The organism is Roseivivax sp. CAU 1761, from assembly GCF_054482755.1.
Genome location: NZ_JBTLRM010000050.1, coordinates 1 through 17923 on the forward strand (window position 1 = coordinate 1; position 17923 = coordinate 17923).

The 17923-nt window shown below is 74.8% G+C and carries 16 protein-coding genes and 2 pseudogenes; 14 read left to right on the forward strand and 4 right to left on the reverse strand.

Features of this window, described 5'->3' with window-relative positions; translation table 11 throughout:
- Positions 1-113, reverse strand: a pseudogene (locus ACXYMW_RS18945) (S-(hydroxymethyl)glutathione dehydrogenase); the annotation flags it as partial.
- A gap of 109 nt (positions 114-222) precedes the next feature.
- A complete protein-coding gene (locus tag ACXYMW_RS18950; protein ID WP_459036894.1) occupies positions 223-894 on the reverse strand; it encodes a hypothetical protein in 672 nt (223 codons plus the stop codon).
- A 155-nt stretch (positions 895-1049) separates the two neighbouring features.
- Here ACXYMW_RS18950 and parA point away from each other — a divergent pair, with 155 nt between their 5' ends.
- The 6 genes from parA to ACXYMW_RS18980 all read left to right on the forward strand — a co-directional run bounded on the left by parA (position 1050) and on the right by ACXYMW_RS18980 (position 6304).
- Positions 1050-1685, forward strand: a complete 636-nt coding sequence (gene parA, locus ACXYMW_RS18955; protein WP_459036908.1) for a ParA family partition ATPase — start codon at positions 1050-1052, stop codon at positions 1683-1685.
- A 31-nt stretch (positions 1686-1716) separates the two neighbouring features.
- Positions 1717-2562 (forward strand): DUF6206 family protein, encoded by an 846-nt coding sequence (locus ACXYMW_RS18960; RefSeq protein ID WP_459036895.1) that lies wholly within the window; start codon positions 1717-1719, stop codon positions 2560-2562.
- Positions 2555-3616 (forward strand): cell division protein ZapE, encoded by a 1062-nt coding sequence (zapE, locus tag ACXYMW_RS18965; protein ID WP_459036896.1) that lies wholly within the window; start codon positions 2555-2557, stop codon positions 3614-3616. The genes ACXYMW_RS18960 and zapE overlap by 8 nt, the downstream gene beginning before the upstream one ends.
- 197 nt (positions 3617-3813) lie before the next feature.
- Positions 3814-4950 (forward strand): MFS transporter, encoded by a 1137-nt coding sequence (locus tag ACXYMW_RS18970; protein WP_459036909.1) that lies wholly within the window; start codon positions 3814-3816, stop codon positions 4948-4950.
- Between the two features lie 119 nt (positions 4951-5069).
- On the forward strand, positions 5070-5567 hold the full coding sequence (locus tag ACXYMW_RS18975) for a GNAT family N-acetyltransferase (RefSeq protein ID WP_459036897.1): 498 nt from the start codon (positions 5070-5072) through the stop codon (positions 5565-5567).
- A 20-nt stretch (positions 5568-5587) separates the two neighbouring features.
- Positions 5588-6304: an NYN domain-containing protein gene (locus ACXYMW_RS18980; RefSeq protein WP_459036898.1), complete on the forward strand. Its 717-nt coding sequence runs from the start codon at positions 5588-5590 to the stop codon at positions 6302-6304.
- 33 nt (positions 6305-6337) lie between these two features.
- On the opposite strand, the gene ACXYMW_RS18985 is transcribed toward ACXYMW_RS18980, so the two are convergent.
- On the reverse strand, positions 6338-6511 hold the full coding sequence (locus ACXYMW_RS18985; protein WP_459036899.1) for a hypothetical protein: 174 nt from the start codon (positions 6509-6511) through the stop codon (positions 6338-6340).
- A gap of 244 nt (positions 6512-6755) precedes the next feature.
- Between ACXYMW_RS18985 and ACXYMW_RS18990 the strand changes: the two genes are divergently transcribed.
- Both ACXYMW_RS18990 and ACXYMW_RS18995 read left to right on the forward strand, forming a co-directional pair.
- Positions 6756-8159, forward strand: a complete 1404-nt coding sequence (locus ACXYMW_RS18990; protein ID WP_459036900.1) for a hypothetical protein — start codon at positions 6756-6758, stop codon at positions 8157-8159.
- Positions 8156-9472: a glycosyltransferase family 4 protein gene (locus ACXYMW_RS18995; RefSeq protein ID WP_459036901.1), complete on the forward strand. Its 1317-nt coding sequence runs from the start codon at positions 8156-8158 to the stop codon at positions 9470-9472. Before ACXYMW_RS18990 ends, ACXYMW_RS18995 begins: the two co-directional genes overlap by 4 nt.
- On the opposite strand, the gene ACXYMW_RS19000 is transcribed toward ACXYMW_RS18995, so the two are convergent.
- On the reverse strand, positions 9454-10215 hold the full coding sequence (locus ACXYMW_RS19000) for a WecB/TagA/CpsF family glycosyltransferase (protein ID WP_459036902.1): 762 nt from the start codon (positions 10213-10215) through the stop codon (positions 9454-9456). The genes ACXYMW_RS18995 and ACXYMW_RS19000 overlap by 19 nt on opposite strands.
- Before the next feature lie 221 nt (positions 10216-10436).
- Between ACXYMW_RS19000 and ACXYMW_RS19005 the strand changes: the two genes are divergently transcribed.
- The 6 genes and pseudogenes from ACXYMW_RS19005 to ACXYMW_RS19030 form a co-directional block, all read left to right on the forward strand.
- Positions 10437-11567, forward strand: coding sequence for a Gfo/Idh/MocA family protein (locus ACXYMW_RS19005; protein WP_459036903.1), 1131 nt, complete (start codon positions 10437-10439; stop codon positions 11565-11567).
- Positions 11555-12538, forward strand: a complete 984-nt coding sequence (locus ACXYMW_RS19010; protein ID WP_459036904.1) for an NAD-dependent epimerase/dehydratase family protein — start codon at positions 11555-11557, stop codon at positions 12536-12538. The genes ACXYMW_RS19005 and ACXYMW_RS19010 overlap by 13 nt, the downstream gene beginning before the upstream one ends.
- Entirely contained in the window at positions 12535-13806 is a 1272-nt protein-coding gene (locus tag ACXYMW_RS19015) for a glycosyltransferase family 4 protein (RefSeq protein WP_459036905.1), read from the forward strand. Before ACXYMW_RS19010 ends, ACXYMW_RS19015 begins: the two co-directional genes overlap by 4 nt.
- Positions 13803-14777 (forward strand): glycosyltransferase family 2 protein, encoded by a 975-nt coding sequence (locus tag ACXYMW_RS19020; RefSeq protein ID WP_459036906.1) that lies wholly within the window; start codon positions 13803-13805, stop codon positions 14775-14777. Before ACXYMW_RS19015 ends, ACXYMW_RS19020 begins: the two co-directional genes overlap by 4 nt.
- Positions 14778-14790: 13 nt before the next feature.
- Positions 14791-16884, forward strand: coding sequence for an NAD-dependent epimerase/dehydratase family protein (locus tag ACXYMW_RS19025; protein WP_459036907.1), 2094 nt, complete (start codon positions 14791-14793; stop codon positions 16882-16884).
- Between the two features lie 810 nt (positions 16885-17694).
- Positions 17695-17923: pseudogene (locus ACXYMW_RS19030) on the forward strand (hypothetical protein); the annotation flags it as partial.

A 17923-nucleotide genomic window follows, 5' to 3' on the forward strand; every position in this document is an offset into this window, starting at 1 on the left:
CCCGTCGCCTTGATCTCGACCAGAACCTCGCCCGCCTTCGGACCCTCGAGATTGACCTCCATCACCTCCAGAGGCTTGCCCGCCTCCAGCGCAACCGCTGCCCGCGTCTTCATGATGTGCTCCCTCGTTCATGCGTTGTGGCAAAATTCGCGCGGACGATGGGACAAAGGCGCCCCTCCCGCAACCGCGGAATCGGTCGCACAGACAAAGGTCTGTGCCGGGTCAGAATTGCGCCCAGAGGCCCAGCTTCAGCCCCATCGAGGCGTCCCCCGCGAGCCCCCAGGCGCCGCCGATCTCGGCCGAGAAGCGGCTCTCGCCCAGCGGCACGACCAGCGACGGCGCGAGCCGCAGGAAGGCCGGGTCGCCGGCCTGCTGCCCGGCCTGGAGCTGCAGGATCAGCTTGCGCGCCGCGGGCAGGGTCAGACCGAAGGTCAGGTCGAGCTTGACGTCCGGGGCGGCCCCGGACAGCGGCTGTTCGACGACGAGATCGGCGGCGAGCCAGCCGCGGGCGAAGCCGTAGCCGAGGTTCAGCCCCGGCCGCAGCCGCAGCGCCCCGTCGATCTGCCCGAGGCCCAGTTCGATCGCGAGCTTCAGGTCCCGCTCCGGCGGCCCGAGCGGCAGGCGCAGGAAGGCCGCGGTCTTGGCGCTGCCAGAGACCCCGCGCCCGAGGTCGAGCCCCAGTGTCAGACGCGGCGTCAGCCCGTATTCGAGATAGAGCGCGTCGTAGCGCCCGGTCGGCGCCGAGGAGGTCCAGGTGGCGATGTCCTGCGGCCAGCTGAGATGGGTGGCGAGGCTCGCGAAGACGCTGCCCGGCTCGCGCGGCCAGGCGCCGGCGGCGGCCGGCCCCGGCGCCAGCGCGATCAGCATCGCCGCGGCCGCGCAGGCCCTGCGCATCGCCGGTCTCCCCCGCCCATTGCCCGGAAATCCTCCGCGGCGCTTGGTTAATCGGAGCTTAACGCCGCCCCGCCGGCCTGCCCTGTGGTCAAGCCCGGCCCCCCGGTGCAAGATGACCCTGCCGGTGATTCGGCACTGATTCGGAGGGGCGGCGGATCGTGGGAACGGTGATCACCATCGCGCAGCAGAAGGGCGGCTCGGGCAAGACCACGCTGGCCGCCAACCTGGCCACCGGCTTCCTGCGCCGGGGCCGCTCGGTGGCGGTGATCGACACCGATCCGCAGGGCAGTCTCGGGCGCTGGTTCATGACCCGGCTCGAGGGCCGCACCGATCCCGACATGGATTTCGCCACCTCCTCGGCCTGGGGCATCCCCTACGAGAGCCGCAAGCTGGCCGAGCGCTGCGACGTGGTCATTGTCGACACCCCGCCGAAGGCCGACAGCGACCTGCGCCCGGCCCTGCGCGCCGCCGATCTCGTGCTGGTGCCGGTGGCGATGAGCCATGTCGATCTCTGGGCCACCGAGGGCGTGCTCGACCTGGCCCACCGCGAGAGCAAGGAGGCGCTGATCGTGCTCAACCGGGCCCGCGCCGGGACCCGGCTCGGCGCCGAGGTGGCGACCGCCGCGGAGCAGCTCGCGGCGCGCATCGCCGCCGCGCAGCTGGCCCACCGGGTGGTCTATGCCGAGGCGCTGGGACGCGGGCTCGGCGCCGCCGAGGCCGGCAACGGTCCGGCCCGCGCCGAGGTCGAGGCGCTGACGCAGGAGGTGGCGGAGCAGTTGGCGACCGGCTAGACCGGGGCCGGAACCGCTCCGGAGGGACGCCATGACCACCGACCGCGACGCGCTCGCCGCGCTGCTTCGCGCCGACGCCGCCGAACGCGGCCGCACGATTTCCCGGCTGGGCTATTTCTGCGCCCCGTTCCGGCCCGCCTCCGGGCCCTTCGCCGACCGCGTGATCAAGGTCTATCGCGGCCTGCGCGACGGCGCCGCGCTGGACCGGCTGGCCGCCGCGCATGACGATTACGCCCGGGCCCTGCGCGCGGCCGGCGTGCCGCTGCCCGAGACCGCGTTCCACCTGCTCGACCTCGACGGCGCCCGGGTGCCGGTGATCGTGCAGGCGGCCCTGCCCGAGGACAGCCTGATGCGGCCGCGCATGGAGACCGCGCCGCGGGACGAGACGCTGGCGATGATGCAGGCCGCGGGCGAGGTCACCGCCGGCTTCTGGACCGCCGCCGACCGCTTCGAGACCCGCATCGGCTTCCACCCCTCGATCCGCAACTTCGCCATCCTCAACGGCGGCGCGGTGTTCTTCGACACCTTCCCGCCGCTGATCCACTACGACCGCGACGAGATGGGCGAGCTGCTGCTGCAATTCTCCGAAAGCCGCCTGATGCGCAGCGTCGGGCCGCTGCTGAAGCGCCGCGTCACCGCCATCCAGGACGAATGGTATTCGCCGCCCGAGACGCTGGTCGGCCTCGTCGGCTCGGCCTGCCGGCTGCGCCCGGAACATGCGGCGGCCTATCTCGCCTGGGGCCGCGACTTCGCCCGCGGCCCGATGGCGCGCTGGCAGGACGAGGCGCTGGCCGGGCTCGCGGCGCCGCCGCGCCTGCCGGCGCTCTGGACCGGGATGCGGCGGCTGATGGGGCTGCAGGGGCGGCCGAATGTCTGAGACCCTGCCCGACCTCTACGCCGCCCGGGTGGCTGAAGGCCGGCTCGAGGCCGACCCCGCGCAGGAGGCGCTGCTGCCGGAATTCGAGCGCATCCGCGCGGCGCTGGACCAGCCGCGCAAGAAGCGCGGCCTGTTCCGCAAGCCGCCGCCGCCGCCCAAGGGGCTCTACCTCTGGGGCGGGGTCGGCCGCGGCAAGTCGCTGTTGATGGATCTCTTCGTCGACAGCCTCGACGTGCCGGCCCGGCGGGTGCATTTCCACGCCTTCATGCAGGAGGTGCAGGCCGGCGTGCATGCCGAGCGCCAGAAGGGCAGCGACGATCCCCTGCGCCCGGTGGCCCGCGCGGTGGCCGACAGCGTGCGAGTCTTCGCCTTCGACGAGATGCAGGTCACCGACATCGCCGACGCGATGCTGGTGGGGCGGCTCTTCGAGATGCTGTTCGAGGCCGGCTGCACCGTGGTGACCACCTCCAACCGGCCGCCCGACGACCTTTACAAGGACGGGCTGAACCGCAACCTCTTCCTGCCCTTCATCGACCTGCTGAAGGAGCGGCTGGAGATCCGCGAACTCGACGCGGCGCGGGATTACCGGCAGGACCGCCTGAAGGGCGCCGACAGCTATTTCACCCCCGCCGATGCCGCGGCCCGCGCCGCCATCGAGACGATCTGGCAGGCGCTCTCGGACGGCCGCGAGGAACGGCTCGACCTGACCGTGCAGGGCCGCACGCTGGAACTGGCGCGGTTCTCCAACGGGGTCGCCCGGGCCAGCTTCTACGAACTCTGCGGCCGGCCGCTGGGCCCGGCCGACTACCTCAAGCTGGCCGAGACGGTGCGCGTGCTGATCCTCGAGGAGGTGCCGCGGCTGGGCCGGCAGAACTTCAACGAGGCCAAGCGCTTCGTGACCCTGGTCGACGCGCTCTACGAGGCCCGCACAAGGCTGATACTCTCGGCGGCGGCGGCCCCCGACTACCTCTATATCGAGGGCTCCGGCGCCTTCGAGTTCGAGCGCACGGCGAGCCGCCTGCACGAGATGCAGTCCGAGGGCTGGGGCACCTGAGACCGCCGGGACGCGGGCGGGCCGGATCGGGGGCCTGCCGGGGCCCCGACCCCCCGCCGACCCCGGCGGCGCTGACCGGAAGCGGGCCGGGATCGCCAGGAACGGCGCCCGGCGGGCCTGCATTCCCCTCCAAACCGGAGGGCTCTTCCATCACCTACTACACCACCCTGTCGCTTGCCGGCTTCTCCGCCACCGCCATCAGCTACGGACCGGCGCGGATGGGGTTCGGGCTCTTCGTGCCGGACCTGCGCACGGCCTTCGAGATGTCGGACGCGGCGGTGGGCTTCGTCTCCAGCCTGGGCTTCCTGGGCTTCTTCCTCGGCCTGCTCGCGGCGCAGTGGCTGTTGCAGCGCCGCGGCCCCGAGGCGCCGGTCCTGGCCGGTCTGGCCGCCGCCGCGGCGGGGCTCGGGATCTGCGCCGCGGCGCCGTCGCTGCCGGTCCTGGCGGCCGGCGTGTGCCTTGCCGCGTCGAGCGCCGGCTTCGCCTGGACCCCGTTCAACGACGCGGTGCACCGCAAGGTCAGCGCGCCCGATCGGCCCGGCGCCCTGTCGCTGGTCAGCACCGGCACCGCCATCGGCATCGTGCTGGCGGGGCTTGCGGCGCTTGTCACCGCGCTGTCCGGGCTGTCCTGGCGCCTGGTCTGGGCCGGCTTCGCGCTGGCCGCACTGGCCGCGCTGCTCGCCAACCGCGCGGCGCTGCATCCGGTGGGCAAGTCGGCGGACGACCCGCCGCCGCGCGGCTACCGGACCCTGCTGCGCGCCGAGGCGGTGCCGCTCTTCGTCATCGCCTTCGTCTACGGGGTGACCTCGGCGACCTTCATCTCCTTCGCCGCCGACCGCTTCGCCGGCACGCCACAGGACGGCGGCGGCGGGCTGGTCCGTCCGGCGCTGGTCTATGTCAGCTACGGCCTTTGCGGCCTGACGGGCCTCGCCACCGCGCGGATCAAGGCGGCGCTGGGGCTCGCCATGCTGATCCGGGTACTGATGGCGGCGGGCGCGCTGTCGCTGGCGCTGGCCGCGCTGCTGCCGGGGAGCCTCGCGGCGCTCGCGGCCTCCTCCGGGCTGCAGGGCCTCCACGTGATGATGACCAGCGCGGTGCTGGCCTTCTGGTCGGAACGGCTGTTCCCCAGCCTGCCCGCGCTGAGCTTCACCGCGACGCTGCTGATGACCGCGGCGGGCAGCGTGCTCGGGCCGGCCCTGGCCGGCGTGCTGGCCCAGAGCGCCGGTCCCCGGGCGATGTTCGTCGCCGCAGCGCTGCTCCCGGCCGTGACCGCGCTGGCGCTGCGCGGGCGGCAGGTCCGCGAGCGCGCCCCGGACGACGCGGCCCCGGCCTGAGCGCCGCGCCCATGGCCGCCGGACGGCGCGCCGCGCCCGAGGCCGCCGGGCGGGCCAACCGACGCTGACCGGCCCGGCTTCGGCTTGCGCCGCTGGCCGGGTTGCGGCATTGCCGCGCCATGAACGCCCGCGCGCCCGTCATCCGCCCCGCCCTGCCGGCCGACTGGCCGACGCAATGGGCGATCCTCGAGCCGATCTTCCGCGCCGGCGAGACCTATGCCGTCGATCCGCAGATCTCCGAGCCGGAGGCCCGCGCCTATTGGTGCGGCCCCGGCCATGCGGTCTGGGTCGCGGAGGCGGCGGAGGGCGTCCTCGGCACCTATTTCCTCTGCGCCAACAAGCCCGGCGGCGGCGCCCATGTCGCCAATGCCGCCTTCGCCACCGCCGCGGCGGCGCAGGGCCGCGGGCTGGCCCGCGCCATGCTCGACCACGCGCTGGCGGGCGCCCGCGCCGCCGGCTTCCGCGCCATGCAGTTCAACTTCGTCGTCGCCAGCAATGCCCGCGCCGTGGCAACATGGCAGCGCGCCGGCTTCGACGTGGTCGGCCGCCTGCCCGGCGCTTTCCGCCACCCGCGCGACGGCTATGTCGATGCGCTGGTGATGTACCGCACGCTCTGATCCCAGGCCCCGGAGGCTTCATGCCGCAGGATACCCGACTCCTCGCCGTCCTGATCGACGCCGACAACACCTCGCCGAAATACGCCAAGGCGCTGTTCGACGAGATCGCCAGCCTCGGTGAGGCCAGCGTGCGGCGCTGCTACGGGGACTTCTCGTCCCAGCAGATGTCGGGCTGGTCCAAGGTCACCGCCGAGTTCGGCCTCGTGCCGACCCACCAGCCGGCCAACACGGTGGGCAAGAACGCCTCCGACATCGCGCTGGTCATCGACGCCATGGACCTGATGCATTCGGGGCGCTTCGACGGCTTCGTGCTGGTCTCCTCGGACAGCGATTTCACCCGGCTCGCCTCCCGCCTGCGCGAGCAGGGACTCGACGTCTACGGCGTCGGCATGCAGAAGACGCCCGAGGCCTTCCGCAAGGCCTGCAAGCGTTTCATCTTCCTCGAGAACATCGAGGGCGCGCCGGATCTCTCGGGGCGCGGCGGGCGCGGCGCGCCGAAGGCCACCGGCAATCTCGAGGAGGCCCGCAACCTGATCTTCAAGGCGATGGACGCGATCGAGCAGGAGGACGAGTGGTACACACTCGGCCAGCTCGGCCAGTTCCTGACCAGCGCCTACCCGGATTTCGACACCCGCACCTACGGCAAGCGCAAGCTCTCCGAACTGGTGTCGGAGCTGAAGGTCTTCGAGACCAAGAAGACCTCCGGCAACCAGGTGCTGGTGCGCCGGGTCGACTGACCGGCGCCTCCGCGGCGCGGGGCGCCGTGGCGCCTAGCGCGGCTCCGCCGGCAGCGGCAGGGGCCGCGGCCGCGCCTCCTGGCTGTTCTCCGGGAAGACCATCACCGGCAGGTCGAACCCGCCCATGGTGTTGGCCTGACCGCTCCGGGGGGTCAGCGCGAGAATGGCCAGGATCAGGGTGAGGGCAACAACAAGGCGATAGGTCATGAAACGGCTCCCGTAAGGTCAATGCCGGAAGATTACCTTACGTCATCCGTGCTGGGCAGGACCGGTTTGTGTCGTCCCCCCGCCGCGCCCCGGCGCCCGCCGCGCGGCCTTTGTGCCATAGCCACGAGAATTCCGCGCCCCTGCCACGACGCGCCCTGCGCGGTCTGCTAGAGAGCGGGCAAAGGAGTCCGGCCGGGCGACGCGGGCGCCTCGGGCCGCGGACGACGCACGGAACCGGAGGCCGATGCCCAACCTTGCCGCCTTCCTGATGCTGGCAGCGTGGCCGGTGGTGACCATCGTGCTGTTCCGCCAGCTCGCCCCGGCCCGCGCCGCCATCGCCGCGGTGCTCGGCGGCTACCTGCTGCTGCCCGAGCCGCCGGCGGTCTTCGACCTGCCGCTCTTCCCGCCCTTCACCAAGCACAACATACCGGCGCTCTCGGCCATGGCGATGCTGCTCTGGCAGCGCGGCGGCGAGGAGCCGCTGCTGCCCGAGAACCGCCTGACCCGCCTGCTGCTGGCGCTGTTCGTGCTGTCGCCGGTCCTCACCGTGCTGAACAACCCCGAGCCGCTGGTCTTCGACTATGCCGTGGTGCCGGGGCTCGGCCTCAAGGACATGGCGGCGCTGCCGATCCAGCAGGCGCTGCTGGTGCTGCCCTTCCTGCTGGCGCGCCGGGTGCTCGCCAACGGTGCGGCGCAGCGCGACCTGCTGCTCGGCCTGGTCTGGGGCGGGCTGGCCTATTCGCTCCTGATGCTGGTGGAGATCCGCCTGTCGCCGCAGCTCAACATGTGGGTCTACGGCTATTACCAGCACCTCTTCGAGCAGACCATCCGCTTCGGCGGCTTCCGCCCCATGGTGTTCCTCTATCACGGCATCTGGGTCGCCTTCTTCACCCTGATGGCGCTGATCGCGGCGCTCGCCCTCTGGAAGCACGACGACCGCCGCAGCCGGGTCTTCTACGGCGCGGCCGCGCTCTATCTCGGGCTGGTCCTGGTGCTGGCCAAGTCGCTCGGGGCGCTGATCCTGGCGGCGGGGGCGGTGCCGCTGCTGCTCCTGCTGCGGCCGATCATGCAGATCAACGCGGCGATGCTGATCGCGGTGCTGTCGCTGAGCTATCCACTCCTGAAAGGCGTCGAGCTGGTGCCCGAGACGGCGATCCTCGACCAGGCGGCGGCGATCTCGCCTGAGCGGGCCAATTCCATCGCCTTCCGCTTCGAGAACGAGAACGCGCTGCTCGACCGGGCGGCCGAGAAACCGTGGTTCGGCTGGGGCAGCTGGGGCCGCAATCAGATCCGCGACCAGGTCACCGGCGCCATCGACTCGGTCGCCGACGGGCGCTGGATCATCACCCTCGGGATCTATGGCTGGATCGGCTTCCTGGCCGAGTTCGGGCTGATCGCGCTGCCCATGGCGCTGCTCTGGCGCGAGACCGTGACGCGCCGCGACGCGTCGGTGGCGCTGCATATCGCGCCGCTGTCGCTGATCCTCGCCATCAACCTCTTCGACATGCTGCCCAATGCCACGCTGACGCCGCTGACCTGGCTGATCGCCGGGGCGCTGACCGGCTACGCCGAGGTGCTGCGCGCCGAACGCCTGCAACTCGGCCGGCGCCGCAAGAAACCGCCCTTCCAGTGGCGGCCGGTGCTGTGAGCCCGCCCCGCCCTCGGCCGCGGGTGCTGGTGATCGCCGAGGCCGCCAACCCCGACTGGGTCTCGGTGCCGCTGGTTGGCTGGTCGCTGGCGCGGGCCCTCTGCGGCGTGGCCGAGACCCATCTGGTGACCCAGATCCGCAACCGCGAGGCGATCCTCGCTGCCGGGCTGGAGGAGGGGCGCGACGTCACCTTCATCGATTCCGAGGCCCTGGCCGCGCCGGCCTGGCGGCTCGCGCAATGGCTGCGGATGGGCGAGGGCAAGGGCTGGACCATGGTGCAGGCGCTGAACGCCGTCGCCTATCCCTGGTTCGAGCAACTGGTGTGGCGCCGCTTCGGCACCGGGATCGCCGCCGGCGCCTGGGACATCGTGCACCGGGTCACGCCGCTCTCGCCGGTCATCGCCTCGCCGCTGGCGGCGCGCTGCGCGCGGGCCGGGGTGCCCTTCGTGCTGGGCCCGCTGAACGGCGGCGTGCCTTGGCCGCGCGGCTTCAACGCCGAGCGGCGCCGCGAACGCGAATGGCTGAGCTACGTGCGCGGCGCCTACCGCGCCCTGCCCGGCCGCGGCGCCACGCTGCGCCACGCCGCGGCGATCCTCGCCGGGTCGCGCCACACCGAGGGCGAGATCCCCGCCCGCCACCGGGCCAAGACGATCTACCTGCCCGAGAACGGCATCGACCCGGCGCGCTTCTCCCGCGCCGCCGCCGCCCCCGCGGAGGGTCCCCTGCGGGCCGCCTTCGTGGGCCGGCTGGTGCCCTACAAGGGGCCCGACCTGCTGGTCGAGGCGGCGCGCCCGCTGCTTGCCGCCGGGCGGCTGGAGCTCGACATCGTGGGCGACGGTCCGCTCCGCGACGGCCTCGCCGCCGCCGCGGCGGAGATCGGCCCGGCCTTGCGCCTGCACGGCTGGCGCCCGCATGGCGAGGTGCAGGAGGTGCTGGCCCGCGCCCACCTTTTGGCCTTCCCGTCGATCCGCGAATTCGGCGGCGGCGCGGTGCTCGAGGCGATGGCCATGGGCGTGCCGCCGCTGGTCGCCGATTACGCCGGGCCGGGCGAACTGGTCACGCCGGAGACCGGCCTCAAGCTGCCCTGCCCGGACCGCGGCGCGCTGACCCGCAACCTGGCCGCGGAGCTGGCGCGCCTCGCCGCCGACCGCAGCGCCCTCGCGCCGCTCGGGGCTGCGGCACGGGCGCGGGTCGCGGAGCGCTTCACCTGGGCCCGCAAGGCCGAACAGATCGCCGAGATCTACGATTGGGTGCTGGCCGGGCGGCCGGGCCCGGCGCCGGACCCGATGGCGGATCAGCCGCGGGCGCGCTGACGCTGCCGCCAGGCCCGCCAGCCGAGCCCCGGCAGGATCGCCAGGCAGGCGGCGTAGCGCCCGGCCAGGCGACGCGGGTCGCGGCCCAGCCGCCACAGCCATTCCAGCGCCAGACGGCGCATCCAACGCGGCGCCCGACGCTGGGTCCCGGCGACGAAATCGAGCCCGGCGCCGAAGCAGGCAAAGCCGATCTGCGGCGCCACCTGCCGGCCCAGCGCCGCCAGCATCTCCTGCTTCGGCGCGCCCAGCACGATCACGCAGAGCCCGGCGCCCGAAGCCGCGACCTCGGCCAGGAGCGCCCGGGCCGCGGCGCCCGCGGGGTCGAACCCCATCGGCGGCGCCCAGCAGCCGGCGATGCGCAGCCCGGGCAGCTCTGCCGCCAGCCGCGCCGCGGCGGCCTCGAGGCTGGCCTCGGTGGAGCCCAGGAAGGCCACCGGCACGCCCTGCGCGGCGGCGAGGCGCAGCACCGGGCGCAGCGCGTCGGAGCCCGGCACCAGCGCCACCGGGCGCCCGGCCAGCCGCGACAGCCAGACCACCGGATTGCCATCCGCGCTCACCAGGTCCTGCGCCGCATAGGCCGCGCGGAAGCGCTCCGACCGCGCCAGCTTCACCAGATGGTCGAGGTTCAGCGTCGCCAGCGCGAAGCCCTGCCGCGCCGCCAGCCGCGCCGCCACCGCGCGCTCCAGCGCCGCCATGTCGGGCACGTTCACCGTGACCCGCGTGCCGCCCGCGAAGAATTCCATCCCGGACCGCCCTCCGCTCCGCCCGTCTCCGCGCTAGCACGGTTGCGCCCGGCCCGGAACCGCGGGATGCCGGAGCCGCTTGCGCCGGCGCGACAATCCGGTCGAAATGCCGCCAACATTGCGTGCTTGAAGACCCGTCACATGCCCGCCGTCCCGGTCGCGCCCCGGGCCGTGCCAGATCGAAGGAGCCGACAGATGCCGCTGCCCGGACCGCAGACGCGATGACCGCGGCGACGCTCTCCATCGTCGGCTGCGGCTTCGTGGCCGATCTCTACATGCGGGCGCACAGGCTTTACCCCGACCTGCGCATCGCCGGCGTCTGGGACCGCGACCCGGCGCGGCTGGCGGCGTTCTGCGCCCATTGGGACCTGCCCGCGGCCGAGAGCCTCGAGGCGCTGCTGGCGCGGCATCCCCGGGACGGCGTGGTGCTGAACCTGACCAATCCCGACCAGCACGGCGCGGTCAATGCCGCCTGCCTCGACGCCGGCTGCCATGTCTGGTGCGAGAAGCCGCTCGCCGCGCGCTTCGAGGAGGCGGCGGCGCTGACCGAGAGGGCCGCGGCGGCGGGGCTGCAGCTGTCCTCCGCCCCCTGTTCGGTGCTGGGCGAGGCGGCGCAGCTCATGGGCCGGGCGATCCGCGAGGGCACCGCCGGGCCGATCCGCGCCATCTATGCCGAGCTCGACGACGGCTACATCGTGCAGGCGCCGTTCCGCGACTGGCAGAGCGAGAGCGGCGCGCCCTGGCCCTTCGAGGATGAGTTCCGCACCGGCTGCACGCTGGAACATGCGGGCTATTACCTGTCCTGGCTGATCGCCTGGTTCGGCGCCGTGCGCTCGGTCACCGCGGCCTCGGCCGAGACCGTGCCCGGCAAGCCCGGCGCCGGGCCCTTCGCGCCCGACTTGTCGGTGGCGACGCTGTTCTTCGAGGACGGCCCGCCGGTGCGGCTGACCACCTCGATCGTGGCGCCGCACGACCACCGCATCCGCGCCTTCGGCCGCGACGGCGTGCTGGAATGCGGCGCCGCCTGGGCCAATGCCGCGCCGGTGCTGTTCCGGCGCCGGCTGCGGCTGCGGCGCCGCCTGTTCGAAAGCCCGGTCGGGCGCCGGCTGCGGGTGCGCGGGCCGCGCCATCCCCGGGTCGGGCGCTGGGGCGCGGCGGCGATGAACTTCCTGCTCGGCCCGGTGGAGATGCTGGAAGCGATCGCCGCGGGCCGGCCGAGCCGCCTCGCCGGGGCCTACGCGCTGCACCTGACCGAGGTCACGCTGGCGATCCAGAACGCCGGCGAGACCGGCGGCAACCGGCGCATGAGAACCGCCTGCGCGCCGATGGAGCCGATGCCATGGGGGCGCTGAGCCGCGTCGCGATCACCGGCGCCGCCGGCTATCTCGGCCGCGCCGCGCTGGCCGAGGCGCGGCGCCGCGACGTCGCCGCCCTGCCGGTGCTGCGCGGGACCGGGCCGCGGACGCGCGACGGCGCCGCCGGGCCGCGCCCGGTGCGCCACGACCTCGCCACCGCCGAGGCGGCCGAGCTGGCCGCCGATCTCGACGGCGTGACGGCGGTGATCCATTGCGCCGGCCATCTCGGCGCCTCGCCCGCGGCCCATGCCCGCGACACCCTGCTGGCCACCGAGCGGCTGCTGGCGGCGATGGCGGCGGCGCGGGTGGCACGGCTGGTGCTGGTCTCCTCGCTGGCGGTCTACGCGCCGCCCGGCCCCGGCCACCCGCCGCCCGAGATCGCCGAGACCAGCCCGCTGGCCGGGCGCGACGCCCGCGACCCCTATGTCGCCGCCAAGCTGCACCAGGAGGAGATCGCCCGCCGCGCCGCCGCCGCGGCCGGGATCGGCCTGTGGATCCTGCGGCCCGGCATCGTCTGGGGCCCGGGCCGCACCTGGAACGCCCATCTGGGCCCTGCGCTCGGACCGCTGCTGCTGCGCGTCGGCGGCGCCGGCGAACTGCCCCTCGCCCATGTCGAGACGGTGGCCCGGGCGCTGCTCGACGCCGCGGCGCGCGACCCGCGCGGCACGCGGGTGATCAACGTGCTGGACGAGGACCGCCCGGATCGCGCCCGGTTTCTGGCCGCGCACCGCGCCGGCGGCTGGCCGCGCGCCGTGCTGCCCCTGCCGCGCCCGCTGCTGGCCGCCGCGGCGCGCGGGCTGGCGCCGGTGGCGGCGCATCTGCCCGGGCTCCTGCAGGCGCCGACCCTGGCACGCAGGATGGCGCCGGCGCGCTATCCCAACGCCGCCCAGAAGGCGGCCTTCGGCGTCCATCCCGAACCCTCCTTCGAGGCCCGCATGGCCGCCGCCCTCGGGGCCGGCGCGCCGTGACCCTGCCGCGGATCGCCTACCTGACCGGGGAATATCCCCGCGCCTCGGACACCTTCATCCAGCGCGAGGTGGCGGGCTTGCGCCGGCTCGGCCACGACGTGCTGACCTGCTCGATCCGGCGCACCGGGCCGGAGCACCTGGTGGGCCCCGAGCAGCGCGCCGAACAGGAGAGCACCTTCCACGTGCTGGAGGCGGCGCGGCGCCCCGCCCGGCTGATCGCGGCGCATCTGCGCTGGATGCGCCGGCCGCGGCGCTACCTCGCCGCGCTGGCCCTCGCCCGCCGCACCGCGCCGCCGGGGCTGCGCGGGCATCTCTACCAGCTCTTCTACTTCCTCGAGGCCGGGGTGCTGGCGGCCGAGCTGGCCGACCGCGGCGTGCAGCACCTGCACAACCACATCGCCAAGGCGTCCTGCAGCGTGGCGATGCTGGCCTCGGCGCTGTCGGGCCTGCCCTACAGCTTCACCATCCACGGTCCCGACATCTTCTTCGCGCCCGAGCACTGGCGCATCGACGAGAAGGCGGCGCGGGCCCGCTTCGTGGCCTGCATCTCGGATTTCGCCCGCGCCCAGCTGATGTGCTTTGCCGCGCCGGCGCATTGGCCGAAGCTGCACGTCGTGCATTGCGGCGTCACCCCGGCGCGCTACGCCGCCGCCGCCGCGGACGGGACCCCGCGGCGCGGCAGCGAGCTGCTCTTCGTCGGCCGGCTCGCCGGGGTGAAGGGCGTGCCGCTGCTGCTCGACGCGCTGGCCGCGCTGGCGCCGGACCGCCCCGGCCTGCGCCTGACGCTGATCGGCGACGGCCCGGACCGCGCCGCGCTGGAGGCCCGGGCGGCGGCGCTCGGGCTCTCCGGGCGCTGCAGCTTTGCCGGCTATCGCGGCCAGTCCGAGGTCGCCGCGGCGCTGGCCGGCGCCGATCTCTTCGTGCTGCCGAGCTTCGCCGAGGGCGTGCCGGTGGTGCTGATGGAGGCGATGGCGGCGGGCCTGCCGGTGGTCACCACGCGCATCGCGGGGGTCCCGGAACTGGTGGAGGACGGCACCCACGGCCTGCTGGTCCCGCCCGGCGACGCGGAGGCGCTCGGCGCGGCGCTGGCCCGCCTGCTCGACGATCCCGCGGCCCGCGCCCGCATGGGCGCGGCCGGCCGCACCAGGGTCGCCGAAGCCTTCGACGCGGAATGCGAGGCGCGCCGGCTCTCGGCGCTGTTCCGGGCCTATGCCGACGGCCCCGCGCCCACGCCGCGCCCCGCCAAGCGGCCGGATCCGGCGCCGTGACCGAGGCGGTGGACCTGGTGCTGATCGGGCGCAACGAGGGGTCCCGCCTCGCCGCCGCGCTCGACGCCGCGCAGGGCCAGGCGCGGCGCATCGTCTACGTCGATTCCGGCTCCACCGATGACAGCCTCGCCCTGGCCGAACGCGCCGGGGTCGAGATCGTCCGGCTCGCGCCCGAGGCGCCCTTCACCGCCGCCCGGGCGCGCAATGCGGGCTTCGCCGCGCTCGACGCCGCCGGCGGCGCCGCGCCCCTGGTGCAGTTCATCGACGGCGATTGCCGCATCGTGGCGGGCTGGACGGCGCGCGCCGCGGCGCATCTCGCCACCCGCCCGGACACCGCCCTGGTCACCGGCTGGCGCGCCGAGACGCATCCCGAGGCGTCGCTCTACAACCGGCTCTGCGACTGGGAATGGCACCGCCCCGCGGGCGAGATCGCGACCTGCGGCGGCGACATGATGGTGCGCAGCGCCGCCTTCCGCGCCCTGGGCGGTTTCGACCCGCAGGTCATCGCCGCCGAGGATGACGAGTTCTGCACCCGGCTGCGCAAGGCCGGCTGGCGGCTGGACCGGCTGCCCGTGGCGATGACCCGGCACGATGCCGCGATGCTGCGCTTCGGGCAATGGTGGCGCCGGGCCGAGCGCACCGGCCACGGCTTTGCCCAGGTCGGCCGCCTGCACCCGGACCATTTCGTTGCCGAACGCCGCCGCGCGCTGGTCTATGCCGGGGCGGTGCCGGCGGCGGCGCTGGCGCTGGCCGTTGCCGCGCCGGCACTGGCGCCGCTGCCGCTCGCCGCCTGGCCGCTGAACTGGGCGCGCACCGCCCGCAAGCTGCGCCGCGACGGCATGGCACCCGGCGAGGCGCGCGCCCAGGCGGCGCTTCTCACCCTGTCGAAACTGCCCAACCTCCTCGGCATGGCGCGCTTCCACCTGCGCCGGCTGCGCCGCGCCCCGATGCGCCTCATCGAGTACAAGTGAAAGGCCCGCCCGCATGTCCGCCCCCACCCGCATCGGCCTGATCGGCGCCGGATACATCGCCGCCTGGCACGCCGCCGCGATCCGCGCCACGCCGGGCGCCCGGCTCGCCGCGATCTGCGACCGCAACCCCGCCGCCGCCCGGGCGCTGGCCGCGGCGCATGGCGTGCCGGCGCACGATTCGCTGGCGGCGCTGATCGAGAGCGGCGGCTGCGACGCGGTGCACATCCTGACGCCGCCCGACCTGCACCACCGGCTGGCGCTGCAATGTCTCGAGGCCGGGCTCGACGTGGTGGTCGAGAAGCCGGTCGCCGAAAGCGCCGCCGAGACCCGCGAGATCGCCGCCGCGGCGCGCGCCGCCGGGCGCCGCTTCGCCCCGGCGCACAATTTCCTCGGCCTGCCGGCCTACGGACGGCTGAAACGGCGGCTCGCGGCGGGCGATCTCGGCCGCGTCTCGGCGGCCGAGATCACCTGGGCGCTGCCCCTGGCGCCGCTGCGCTCGGGCCCCTACGGGATCTGGTTGATGCGCAGCCCGCGCAACCTGCTGCTCGAGGTCGGCCCGCACCTGATGGCCTTCGCGGTCGATCTCTTCGGGGCGCCCGAGATCCTCGCCTGCCACGCCTCGCATCCCATCCCCCTGCCCGGCGGCGACACCCGGCCGCAGAGCTTCCGCATCCTGGCCCGCGCCGGCCATGTCGACCTGACACTGACCCTGAGCCTGGTGGAAAGCGTCGACGACCGCGCGGTGACGCTGCGCGGCTCCTCGGGGCGGGCGCGGCTCGACCTCGCCGCCGACACGCTGGTAATCGACCGGGAGAACGCCTCCGACCTGGTGCTGAACCCGCTGCGGCGGCAGCTGGCGCTGTCGCGCGGGCATCTCGGCCAGGGGCTGCGCAACGCCGCGCTGCAGACCCGCAGCCTCAACACCCGCAGCCCCTATGCCGAGAGCTTCCGCGGCATGACGCGCGCGCTCTATGGCGGCGGCCGGCCCGACCCGCGCTTCACCGCCGAGGCCGCGGTCGCGGTGATGCAGGCGCTCGACGACGCGCTGGCCCTGCTGCCGGCAGAGCGCCTGGCGCCGCGCGCCCCGGCGATCGCCACCAGGCGCCCGGCCCCCTCCGCGCTGGTGATCGGCGGCACCGGTTATATCGGCCGCGCCCTGACCCGCCGGCTGGTCGCCTCGGGCCGCGACGTGCGGGTGCTGTCGCGCGGCGGGCGCGGACCGTTTCCCGACCTGCCCGACGCGGTGGAGACGGTCGGCGCGAGCCTGCACGACCGCGCCGCGCTGGTCGCGGCGATGCGGGGCGTGGACCAGGTCTACAACCTCGCCCGCGGGCTCGGCACGACCTGGCAGGAGTGCCTCGAGACCGATGTCGCACCTGCGCTGAACGTGGCCGAGGCGGCGCTCGACGCCGGGGTGGCGCGGCTGGTCTATACCGGCACCATCGCCAGCTACGACATGTCCGACCCGCGCCGCACCATCACCGAGGCGACCGGCTTCGACGCCGACCTCGCCGACCGCAACCTCTATGCCCGCTCCAAGGCGGAATGCGAACGCCGGCTCACGGCGCTTTGCCGCGACCGCGGGCTGCCGCTGACCGTCGCCCGGCCGGGCATCGTGGTGGGCGGCGACGGGCCGCTGCAGCACTGGGGCATCGGCCGCTGGCACGGCGCCGGCGCGGTGCGCATCTGGGGCCGCGGCGACAACGTCCTGCCCTTCGTGCTGATCGACGACGTGGCCGAGGGGCTGATCCGCATGGCCGAGGCGCCGGAGGCGGTGGGCGAGGATTACAACCTCGTGGGCGAGCCGATGCTGAGCGCGCGCGACTATTTCGCCGCCATCCACGCCGCCACCGGCGCGCGGATCTGGGTCAGCCGCGGCAATCTCACCGCCTTCTGGGCCGCCGACGCGGTGAAATGGGCGCTGAAGCGCTACGCGCTGGGGCGCCGCGACGCCCAGCGCCCGTCGCGCGCCGACTGGCTCAGCCGCGGCCACCTGGCGCGCTTCGACACCGCAAAGGCCAAGGCGCAGCTCGCCTGGCAGCCCGAGGCCGATCGCGCGCGCTTCCTCGCCCGGGCGATCTCGGCCGAACGGCTCTTCGGCCTCTGAGGGCCCGGCCTCGGCGTCGACAATGCCCCGGTTTCGCTCCCATTCTCGACAGAATCGGGTGATGAAACCGGGGATGATGCGATCCCGTTGTGACATGCAGGCCCGAGCGATGATGCGAAGAGAATGCCAGGCAGGCCGGCGCGGCGTGGCCCGTCCCGCCGCGGGGCCGAGGGAGTGACCGTGGCCGAGAGACCGAAATTCCGCCGCCGCAAGGGCCCGGCAAGCGCCGAGGCGCCGGAGCCCGGGACGACGGCGGCTGGCGCGGGCCCCGGGCCCGGGGGTCCGGCGGCGCGGCCGGCTCCGGCCTCCGGCGCGTCCCGGCACGGCGCCGCGCCGGACCGCGAGTTTAGCGACGAGACCGAAGCCGCGACGCCCGGCGACCGCGCGGCGGATCGCGGCGAGGCCGGCGTGGCCGCGCCGGCAACCGCATTCCCCGCCGCCTCCCCCGATGCTCCGGACCCCGACGTCCCGCCGCATCCACCGGCGGCGCCGGGGGACCCGCGCGGCGAGACCGCGCCCGGCCCGGGCGCCGGGAAACCGGCCGCTCCCGCGACGGCGGCGCCCGCGGTCGCCGCGAACTTGCCCGGCATGCCCGCGACGACCGCGGTCCCGCCGCAAGGTGCCCCGGGACGGGCACCCGCGCCCGTGGGCGCGCATGGCCCGGCCGGGTCCGCGGCGAAGGACCCGGCCGCGGGGGATGCCGGGGGATCCCGGCATGTCCCGCCCCCGGAACCGTCCGACGTCTTGCCGGACGGCGCCGCCAGCCCCGCAGAGCCGGGACCTGCGCCGGCCGAGCCGCAGAGCTCCGGCATGGCCGCGCCGGGCGGCACCACGCCGCCGGACGCCCGGCGGGCGGAGCCGTCGCCGCCTCCGGCGGCGGCGGACGGCACCGTTCCCGCCGCGCCACCGGCCGGCGCCGGCGCGCCCGCCTGGGACACGGCAGGCGCGCCGCCGGCCGACACCGGACCGGCCACCGCGCTGCCAGCCACCACCGCGCGCCCGGCCGCGCCGGCCATCCCGGGGGGGCCCCTTGCGCCGC